This window comes from Rhodococcus qingshengii JCM 15477, from assembly GCF_023221595.1.
Taxonomy (GTDB): Bacteria; Actinomycetota; Actinomycetes; order Mycobacteriales; family Mycobacteriaceae; genus Rhodococcus_F; species Rhodococcus_F qingshengii.
Window position 1 is genome coordinate 86,838 of the sequence record NZ_CP096566.1, and the last position, 9,289, is coordinate 96,126.

Genomic DNA, 9,289 nt, shown 5'->3' on the forward strand with positions numbered 1-9,289 from the left:
GATCGTGTGCTCACCCACCGATAGAGCGAAGGGCCACCCATTGCCAGAGCCAGCGCTCCGATGACGACAACGGCAATGCACGCCCACTGTCGCCTGGATATCGAATGAGATCCGTGTGACTGACCGCCGGCCGACATCCTCATTCGTGGATGTACTCCACGTTCGATTCCTTGTTCTTCTTCTCCAGATAGGCGCCGAGCATCCAGATGAGGTTATCGGCGCGTGAGTAGTTGCCGTCCGGCGTGATCGCAACTCCGACCAGTGAGTACCTCAGGAAGTACTTGAGTGATCGGTTCTTGCTTCCGATCAACGCACAGAGACGATCAACGTCCTCTTCTACCGTTTCCCTGATTTCGGGCACCCACAGCCCGAGAAGTCTGGTGATGTGGCGGTCGGGTTTGAAACCATTCCAATGCAGGTTGCGGAGGAATTCGCTGGCGAGCGGATAACCCATACCCGGTAGGTCCCGTTCGCGGTGCGTCATCCGAACGAGGCCGCTGTCGAGATGCTTTTCGCCGGGCCACCGGCGTGGGGGTGAGATCAGGTAGCCGGCGAGGATCATCATCAGGTGCTGGTTGTCGAGCTGGTAGCCGGCATCCTCTGCGAGGGCGACGAAGGCGCGTGCGATTCCGAGGATCTGGTCGTAGTAATTGGGGTGATCGGTCAGCAGCTTCGCCCAGCGGATGATCGCTTTTGCATCACCGGTGCCCCCCTGCCCGCTCAAATGCTCACGGATGTCGGCGAGCGTTAACGTCCCGTCGAGGACGGCGGTGTGCGTTTTGTCGGGGTCGAAGTCGTAGAGAAGTCCTTCGAGGTGCTGGTCACGGACCTTGACGAAACTCGCCCAGTTTCGGGAGTTGCTGCCGAGGGCGTTGACTGCAGCTTTGAAGACCTGCTGGTTGCTGTACGTCTGAGCGAGGGGGTTGTCCATCGCTTCTTGGTCGAGATAGCGCACCGCGTAGTCGAGGAACTGCGACGAGGTGGCGGCGCCTGTCGGGAGGCTGTAATCCCTCTCGATCCTTGCCCTGACCTTGTAGTTCGAGAACAATCGTTCACCGACCAGGTCGTAGTCCAACTTCTTCACCATTAGCTCCTCATCGCACGGACCGGATTGCGCTAGAGAGTCGCTTTGGCTTGCCGACGTCCCGTCCACTGTGGATCGGTCGGTGCGGCGGATTGGTTACCGCCTGGATCTTCTGTGCCTTCGCCGATATCGGTCTGGTCCTGTTTCACACTCCAGCGGAAGCTGCCCATAACGTGCGGACCGAATGCCAGCGATCAGGGATCGGTCATCGTCCGGTCGCACTGGCGCCATTGTGAGCACGAGCCGCCGGCCTTCGAAATCGCCTGTGTGGTGTGCGGTGACGGTCCGATTCTTTCCGACGCCTTTGCTTACGCCGCGATAGTCGAAGGTCTTCCGATCCCTGTTCAACAGTGGCCCACTGACAACGGACGGAATTGGTGCCGTCCCTCTTGTGCCTGGACCACCGATGAGGCCGCTGAATGGATTTTCCACCGGCAACTATGGCAGTCGAAGGCCGTGCTCTACGCGAAAACTCGCGGTGATTCGGCCTATCTCGGCCTACGCCACCGACTCGGCGATCTATCGACTGTGCTGTGTGACCCCTGACCGGTAGGAGAGACCCTGCAAAAGAGCGCTGTTCGAGAAGATCGAAACAACACCGCCGGCTCCGGCGATAAGGTACTCGATCAGAGACTATTGACCGCTCCGCGGCATCTCGAAATCCTTGACAAAAGGAGCAACCTTGGCGCCCCAGTACGCCCCCAAGTTGAAAGAAAAAGTTGCCGAGAAGTGGGTGACAAGCTTGCGAGGGCAACTCTTTCCTGGTGAGGAAATCTGGGCCTTGTCGAAAACCAATCAAGTCCGGCCCGTGCTGGACGGACTCGCAATCACCAATGCCCGCGTCATGGCATTCAGCAGCATCGACGTAGCTACCCGCGGACCCCGAGTCGCTCTCGAGGCCGACAATATTTCCCGGTTCGAGTTCGTCAAAAAGATGACCGGGAAACAACTCCACATCACCGACCTTGCTCAGCAGGTGCATCAGTTCGGCGCGATCACTGACGCGGACATCGACTTCGTCAGTCACTACGTCCACCATCTGGCGTCGGCGGGCTTTCCTCCCGGGATACGTGAGACTCTTCGAGCCCGCGATGCTGTCGCCACCGAAAACGTGCGTGCACGCGAGGCCCGACGATTCGACGTCGAAATTATCGGTGCGCCGCTCAAGGACGTCGCGTGGCGAACCATAGACGAGCACACGGCCCCAGACGAATTGCCCTGGTTCGTCATCAACTCCGGGTCCGCAGGGATCCTCGCCGCGTTCGAAGACCGTCTCATCATTGCGAAAGTCGGCGGCATGGCCGGCTTCATGACCGGATCCATGGGCGGTGGACGAGTTACCACCTTCCCCTACTCCGACATCACCAACATCGAATACAACAGCGGGATGATGAGCGGTGTTCTCGAGGTACTCACCCCGAGCTACCAGGGAACCGCGAACCACGACTACTGGAGATCGGCCAGCACCAGCCGCAACAAAGCCGGTGATAGCCCCTTCACTCTGTCGAACTGCCTTCCGCTCCCCAAAGCGCAGCACAAACTGGCCCTTCCTCGCCTCACCGAACTTCAGAAGAAAATCATCGATTACAAGCGCCCGACATTTCACGTACAGCACAGTCCGAGTGCCGCCGCGGCGCCTTCGACAAGTCTGGCGGAAGAACTCCACAACCTCGCAGACCTCCATCATCAAGGCATCCTCGACGACGCCGAATTCGCGGCAGCAAAACAAGCAACCATCGCCCGCCACTCGAACTCATAACCGCCGCAGAAGAGCGCGCGCTGCGAGATGGATTGTTCAGATACCTGACGCCCTTCATTGCATAGCTTTGATTCATTTTTCGATCTCGAACACACCTACACACCTGAAATAGAGGGCAATCTCTGTGACTTCCCACCCCGATCCGAAGATGCCAGCCACCCCTGATGCTAGTGACCCGATCGCCTCGAGCTCGGGAAGTGACACGTCCTCGCGCAACAACTTCCAACATCTGTGGGATACACCCTTAGCTTCCGAATCGGCCGGCAACGCTGGTCCGAAGGCAAATCCGGGCTGGTACGCCGATCCCGACGCCCACGTGCTCAGGTGGTGGGACGGAACAGCGTGGTCGTCGCACACCGCGCCCCTCGATGCCGCGCCCACGCGTCCCCAGATGCGTCCAACACCGCCCTCTCACGGGCACAGGCCTATCGATCGACATTGGGCGACGGTTGCTGCTGTGTCGATTGCACTGATACTGCTGGCGCTGTCTCTCGGGGCGGTATTCATCGCCTTGGGTCAGATCGTCAGGGGCACCAGCACCCAAGGCACCTACATCCGGCTCGGCATATTTCCCTTTGTGGCGGCTGCCTGCGGCTTCTTCCTCTACGTGAAGTCACGCACGAAGGCCCGTCACGATCCACTCGGCCCGGTCGCCGGGCGGGCCACTCATATGCGCATTCTCGCTATCGGATCGGCGAGCATACTTGTGGCCGGCGCGGTGTTCGCCGGCCTTGCACTGTCATCAGAAAGTAAGAACAGTGACACCCGGGACTCCACCGCATCCGTGGCTGCAATCGACGACAACGCGATTTACGGGACCGCCGAGGATTGGTTCGGAGCGGTCTGTGCGCCGGGAAAATTCTTCGACGGAAACCCGATTGGTGGCGCTATCGCCGGCGCGACATGCATAACCACCAGCAGTGAGACGGTATTCATTCTCGAATACGACTCGAACTTCAAGATGCAGAACGACCTCGTCGCCTACCACATGCGTTTCTATGCATCGAGTATCGATGGGAGCGGACGAATCACGGTCTTCGCCGTCAACAACCAAAATACGGGAAGAGCGCTGACCCCTCTGGAATCATTCGGCTTCAACATACGCACCGTCTCGTAAGGCTTGCACCTAGATACGAGGGGCTCAGACAGAGACCCAGTAGCCGTTTCAGCCGATAATGTGGCCGTCTTCGCCGCAAACTCGATGATCGTCTTCGCAGCCACGGGTGCGGCACATGGACGACACGCGACTGCTGAAACCCGCTTCGAGCTTTCAATCAACCCCGGCGGCAGCTGATGTAACGCCATCGGGATGTAACAGGAAAAGGTGTATACGGGGAGTGAGGTCAGGTCAGCCGGTCCTCTGTCAGTCGCGCACTCCTGACGGACGTCAATAGATCGATTTCCTACGGTAACCGGTAGTTCGACTCTCGAATCATGTTGCAATCCAACCGAATCTGGAAGCCACTGACTAGTTCGAGGCAGTCTGCGAACCATCGTGACGACCCTCCTGGTCTTGGCAACTCGGTGCCTGCATCGCGATCGATAGCATGGTTGTGACGCCGCTTCGAAGAGATACTCGCTGTCGTCAGGGGTGAAATTCTCTCTTCGCCAGAAGTTTTCGGGGTTCGGACGGCGAGTGAGTAGTTAGCCGACCGTGAGGCACGGCCCGGAAGTGGCCCATCAGGGCGGGGTTAGGTGTCCGACCTGATGGGCCGTGCGCGCCGGAGTCTGGGGAGACAGGCGCGCGGTACCGGGTGGCCCACCGGATGTCGGCCTGCGCAGGACCGGTGTTCGGTCGGCTGAGTGCAACGCCACGTCGGGATGACGTTGCGTTGAACGATTATAGCGAATGCTTTGTCCCCGTTCGACTCCCGGCGGCGCTCCGCATAGGCGTGTGCATCGGCGCACTCAGGGGAGACGCGGGCGACTGTCTCCGCCACTATTCGGGCGCGGCGCCGGGACTGTTGTCGTGGTGTTGTTGGAGTTCGGTGTTGATGCGCCGCGCTTCGGCGAGTTGGTCTTCGAGGATGATGATCCGGCACGCGGCCTCGATCACAGAAGAAAACTGGTAACGGGACGTGTTGAACTAGGACGAGTAGACCACCTATCTCAGAGGCCCGACGTCGTTGAGCCCGGCTGGGAAATAATGGGGCTCAAGCGAAGGCAGGGCCACCGAAGTACAACCGAACTCGAACCGAGTACTGGCACGCGCCGTCACCGATAGGGATAGTGCCGCTGACATATACGTCGCCGATGGAGACAGCTCCAGCATCGCGGGCCCTACGGAGTACAGCCTCGTTTATCTGCTCGCTGAGTTCGGGCCCATTCAATTGAGCCGGCAGGATGAAGCGGAACATCGCCTCGTTGCTCTTCGCTCCCACAGGACCATTGTGCGCCGTCCGGAGCCAAGCCGTGCAGGCGTCACCCCGATCAGACATGAAGTGGATGACCAGGCCGAGGTGCGCTTGGTGCAAAGCTCGGCTATCCTGCCATGTCTTGACCTTCCTCGGACATGTCCATACCGGTGAGACGCTTCCATTCCGGAGGAATGTGCAGGGCCACGATCTCTACCTCCTGTTTCGCCCCGAGATCTGGCCTGACTTGGTGAGTATCGGTCCAGCGGATTGGTAGCGAAAAAGTGGTGTCGATGTACAGCTCCGCCTCTGCGGGGGAGGTGTCACGGTTGAGGTGCAGGAGGTAACCGTGCTCGGTGGACTCGGCGCCCTTCATTCTCCACTTATCTCCCGGGCGCCCCCAGATCGGGAATCTACTCGGTGTCATCATCTTGATGAGCAGAGGCCAGTGGTCGAACCCTGATGGTGGTTTGGGAGGGATGAGCTGCCCGTCGTCATCGACCAGCTCCTGTCCGGCGCCACTGGAGTAGCGGCGGGTTTGCGCGGACTTGGTGTCGCGCTGAGACCATGAACCGAGCTCGTTGTCGATGGAGAAGTGCACTGTATCGACGCGGTTCGGCGGGCCCGCTATGTCGTTCTTGGGCCACCGTCGGTACTCGGCGGTCCCGGATATGCGAGCACATTTCTCGGTGTTCTGCAGCAGGCTGATCGCAGCTAAAGTGTCTTCTAGTGTTATCGCCATGCTCATAGCCTGCCAGAAAGGCGAATCGAAGGTTGTTTCGTCGTCTTTCTGGTCCGAGGTTTGCCGCGATTCTCTCTCGACATTCTTAGCTCCATCCCGGCCGCCAATAGTAGCCTGACATATCAGTACCGCGAGTTTATGAACGGCATCGGCCGCAGAAGCAGTTCGAGCTACACAACCCTAGCCATCAGCGTCAATCATCGCTACGTATCGGGCATATGTGGCTGCAGACGCCACCGCATGTCGCTCGATGGTGGCAGGGGAGTAGCCGAGAGTGTCGGCGAGGATTGCGGCGGGTGCGAGCTTGGTGAGTTCGTGCAGGGTGCCGAGCCGGGCGGCGCGGGTGCCGAACGTCGACTTCAGGCGGTTCCGCAAGTGGCCCGGGTTGATGTGTTGGCCAGGGATATAGCCGCGGAACACCCAGCGCGTACTTGGGTGGGCGGCGGTGTTCCCGAGGTCTCGTTCTCCGGCGAGATATCGGAATGGTTCGTCGAGCGGTGCGGGAAGAGCGATGGCGATGTCGCCGAGTGTGACGGTCACGAGTTCGTCTGAGACTATGACGTGGTCCCAGGTGAGTTTCACGACCCGGTCGATCTGTTGGCCGAAGACGAGCACCAGGATCGCCGCGGCTCGATCTCGCGGATTCAGTGCGGGTTGGTTTGATGTAATGCCATCGACGACGTCTTGCTGGGCCTCAGGGCTCATCTTAGAGCTTGTACCACGACGATGTGGTGTCATTGTAAGGTCCCGAGCGACCAGCTTTGTCTTGACTGCCCACGCGAGGAACCGGATGGCGAACTCTCGCGTGCTCGGGCCTTCGGCCTGCCACGCGTCCAGATCCGCTTGGGATAGATCGTCGATCGAGATGTCCCGGTCGGTGAGCCAGTTGAGGAATTCGATTGTGACGGAAACGGTTTGCTTCGACCGCAGGAACGTGCCGTGTGACACCGACTCCATGCAATACATCTGCCGCAGGTGATGCCAACGAATGTACCGGGTCGCGACTTCCCGGTGCTCGGACGACTTCAGCCGGTCGAGGGCTTCATCGGACCAGTCGATGTAGCGGTGGAGTAGTCCGTCTCTGGGCGGCAGGATCTGGTGGGTGACCAGGAGTTCTCGGACGTATTCTCGGGTGCGCGATCGGGGGAGTTGGTCGATGACGTCGTGGGAAACGAGCGGTGTGCGGGCCAGCTCGGTGAGGAACGCTGTGACATGTTCCTGGTTGATCCAGGTCAGACCGCTGTTGGCCCGTTTCATCGACTTCAGGGCAGCTGCAAAGGGTTTCAGTTCGTCGTTGATGCTAGCAGTCTCTGGATTCGTCAGTAGTCGGTCGACGGTCGCCCTCAGGACGCATCGCCAGCAGCATCCCTGTGCGTACAGTTCTTCCTCGGCGCCGCACTCAACGCAGTCGACGTTGAGTTTTATGCCCGCGCATTTGCGGCACGCCTGCTGGCCGTTGATGATTCCCGGCAACACCCCGTCGTGACCGCACGCGCATACGCCTCGAGTTCGTTTGGCTGCTTGGTAGCAGTAACCGCACACTCCGAGGCCCTGCCAGGTGACGACACATTCTCTGTGCTCACCGCAGCGATCGCATGGAACTTCCCACCGTTGTGGGTCTTCAGGTTTACGTGGTCTTGCCATCGTCATCATCGCTACGGACGACTCGGATCCGGCGGGCAACCGAGCGCTTGTCGCTGATGCCTAGGTCGGCCGGGTTGGCCGGTGCGTCGGCCGTGGCCGCAGCTCGGATCTCGACATATGGTTCGAAGAGATCGTTGGGTGTGCATTCAAGGATGTCGCACAGCGCGGCGAAGGTGCGCGCAGGGATCCGCTCGGGTGTGCCTGTCACCAATCGGTGCACTTGTGCGTTTGATAGGTTGATTCCGCGGGACTTGAGAAGCGGGATGAGTTCCGTTGTCTTCCAGAGGTTGTGATCGGCCATTCGTTGGCGGAGATTCCAGCGATAGCCGATTCGGCGTTGCTCGCTCACGTGTCCTTCCCGGTCCTTCTTTCGTCACGTGTGACGATTCGTTGCTGGATCATCCGTTGGATGGTCTTTTGTTTGAAGTCTGCCGAGACTGAGGTGTAGAGCGCGGTGGTGGATGAGTAGGCGTGGCCAACTTGCTGCTGGACAAACATAGGATCGTATCCGGCCTCGAGGAGATGAGTGACGTAGGAGTGGCGCAGGCAGTGCATCTTCAACTCTGTCGGTAGCCCAGCCAGTTCGCGGACCGCAGTGAAGGTGCGATTGAAGTTGCGGATGCCCGTGGCGCCAGCCCGTTCCGACGGCCACAACGAGGCCGAGCGGTCCGCAGTGGCGAACTGTTCGCGACCCTGCGGCGAGAGCCAGTGATCGAGAAGATCGACCACCCAGTCAAACTCAGGCACCGTGAGAACAGTGCGACGGCGCGGTCCTGACCCCGACATGCCTTTGGCGTAGCGGATCTGAACGGCGCCATAGCGGCCGTACTTGTCTACGTGCGGATTTGGGCCGAAGTCGTGGTAGTCGAGCATGGAAAGTTCCCGACGGCGCAAACCGTAGGCGTAGCACACCTTGAACGCGGTGGAGTCTCGCATCAGTGGGAGCCAGCGCTTCGAGCCCTTGGCGAACTCTTGATCGACGAGGTCATCGCAGGTGTCGAAGAATGTCTGCAACTCGGTCTGAGTGAAGCTGCGCCGGTCCGCTGGGATGGCGTCATCGGTCTTGTGGCGCGGCGTGTTCCACTCGAACACGACTTGGGCGGGAACGTCGTCAAATACTTTGCTGCAGAACGCAGCCCACCCATACCTTTCGTCAGTGACGTAATAGCAGAAGGACCTGATCGTGCCAGCGTTCGCGCGCAGCGTCGACACCGAGACGGCTTTCGGCCCGGTTCGTCGATCAGCCAGGAACTCATCGACATGGATCGGCTGCCAGCCCCACGGATACTCGTTGGAGTGCTCCTGGAACCGAGAGACCAGGCCGCACGAGGACCGAATGAACGGCACACCGAGCCCACGGGCCAGCATTTGCGCTCGCCAGCCATCGAGCATCGCCTCAAAGACTCGGTCCTCGGGTCGCAGCAGCCCGACGACGCCGTTCGACAGGAACTCTGGCAGCCGACCTGGAACACTCTGCATGAACGCAAGTGTAGCGCGAGAATCTCTCATCTGTTTGCATAAACCGATGTCGATCTGGGGATCAGGCTCGTGGGCCACCGTCCGGCAGCAAGTCGTCACCGGCCACAGGCAGCAGTTTCGCTTGAGATCCAATGGGACGAGTTCTCTCATCTAGTTGAACTCGACCTTCTTTAACGCCGATAATAATGATTCTGTAAAGCTGGCAGGTCAGGGCGCCACAATCAGCT

8 protein-coding genes and 2 pseudogenes are annotated in these 9,289 nt (G+C 59.7%); 3 read left to right on the forward strand and 7 right to left on the reverse strand.

What is annotated here, in order from left to right:
- Nucleotides 1–139: 139 nt before the first annotated feature.
- Nucleotides 140–1,084, reverse strand: a complete 945-nt coding sequence (locus M0639_RS30960) for a hypothetical protein (protein ID WP_197491328.1) — start codon at nucleotides 1,082–1,084, stop codon at nucleotides 140–142.
- A gap of 682 nt (nucleotides 1,085–1,766) precedes the next feature.
- Here M0639_RS30960 and M0639_RS30965 point away from each other — a divergent pair.
- The 3 genes and pseudogenes from M0639_RS30965 (at nucleotide 1,767) to M0639_RS30975 (ending at nucleotide 3,960) form a co-directional block, all read left to right on the forward strand.
- A complete protein-coding gene (locus tag M0639_RS30965; protein WP_064075652.1) occupies nucleotides 1,767–2,843 on the forward strand; it encodes a hypothetical protein in 1,077 nt (358 codons plus the stop codon).
- A 148-nt stretch (nucleotides 2,844–2,991) separates the two neighbouring features.
- Nucleotides 2,992–3,210, forward strand: a pseudogene (locus M0639_RS30970) (DUF2510 domain-containing protein); the annotation flags it as partial.
- 90 nt (nucleotides 3,211–3,300) lie between these two features.
- Nucleotides 3,301–3,960, forward strand: coding sequence for a hypothetical protein (locus M0639_RS30975; RefSeq protein ID WP_064075654.1), 660 nt, complete (start codon nucleotides 3,301–3,303; stop codon nucleotides 3,958–3,960).
- Between the two features lie 822 nt (nucleotides 3,961–4,782).
- Here M0639_RS30975 and M0639_RS30980 read toward each other — a convergent pair.
- The 6 genes and pseudogenes from M0639_RS30980 to M0639_RS31005 all read right to left on the reverse strand — a co-directional run.
- Nucleotides 4,783–4,902: pseudogene (locus M0639_RS30980) on the reverse strand (MerR family transcriptional regulator); the annotation flags it as partial.
- Nucleotides 4,903–4,996: 94 nt separating this feature from the next.
- Nucleotides 4,997–5,224, reverse strand: coding sequence for a hypothetical protein (locus M0639_RS30985; RefSeq protein WP_156525133.1), 228 nt, complete (start codon nucleotides 5,222–5,224; stop codon nucleotides 4,997–4,999).
- A gap of 100 nt (nucleotides 5,225–5,324) precedes the next feature.
- The gene (locus M0639_RS30990) at nucleotides 5,325–5,939 is read right to left on the reverse strand and encodes a hypothetical protein (RefSeq protein ID WP_156525134.1); all 615 of its coding nucleotides are present in this window, start codon (nucleotides 5,937–5,939) and stop codon (nucleotides 5,325–5,327) included.
- 180 nt (nucleotides 5,940–6,119) lie between these two features.
- Nucleotides 6,120–7,415 carry a Fis family transcriptional regulator gene (locus tag M0639_RS30995; protein ID WP_248671205.1) on the reverse strand — a complete coding sequence of 432 codons (1,296 nt, stop codon included), beginning with the start codon at nucleotides 7,413–7,415 and terminating at the stop codon, nucleotides 6,120–6,122.
- Nucleotides 7,416–7,566: 151 nt separating this feature from the next.
- Entirely contained in the window at nucleotides 7,567–7,932 is a 366-nt protein-coding gene (locus M0639_RS31000; protein WP_054802584.1) for a helix-turn-helix domain-containing protein, read from the reverse strand.
- A complete protein-coding gene (locus M0639_RS31005) occupies nucleotides 7,929–9,062 on the reverse strand; it encodes a tyrosine-type recombinase/integrase (protein WP_064075756.1) in 1,134 nt (377 codons plus the stop codon). The genes M0639_RS31000 and M0639_RS31005 overlap by 4 nt, the downstream gene beginning before the upstream one ends.
- Nucleotides 9,063–9,289 lie beyond the last annotated feature (227 nt).

Coding starts and splice junctions, on each gene's coding strand:
- M0639_RS30990 (WP_156525134.1), bottom strand. CDS start 5,939: ATGGCGATAACACTAGAAGACACTTTAGCTGCGATCAGCCTGCTGCAG.
- M0639_RS31005 (WP_064075756.1), bottom strand. CDS start 9,062: ATGCAGAGTGTTCCAGGTCGGCTGCCAGAGTTCCTGTCGAACGGCGTC.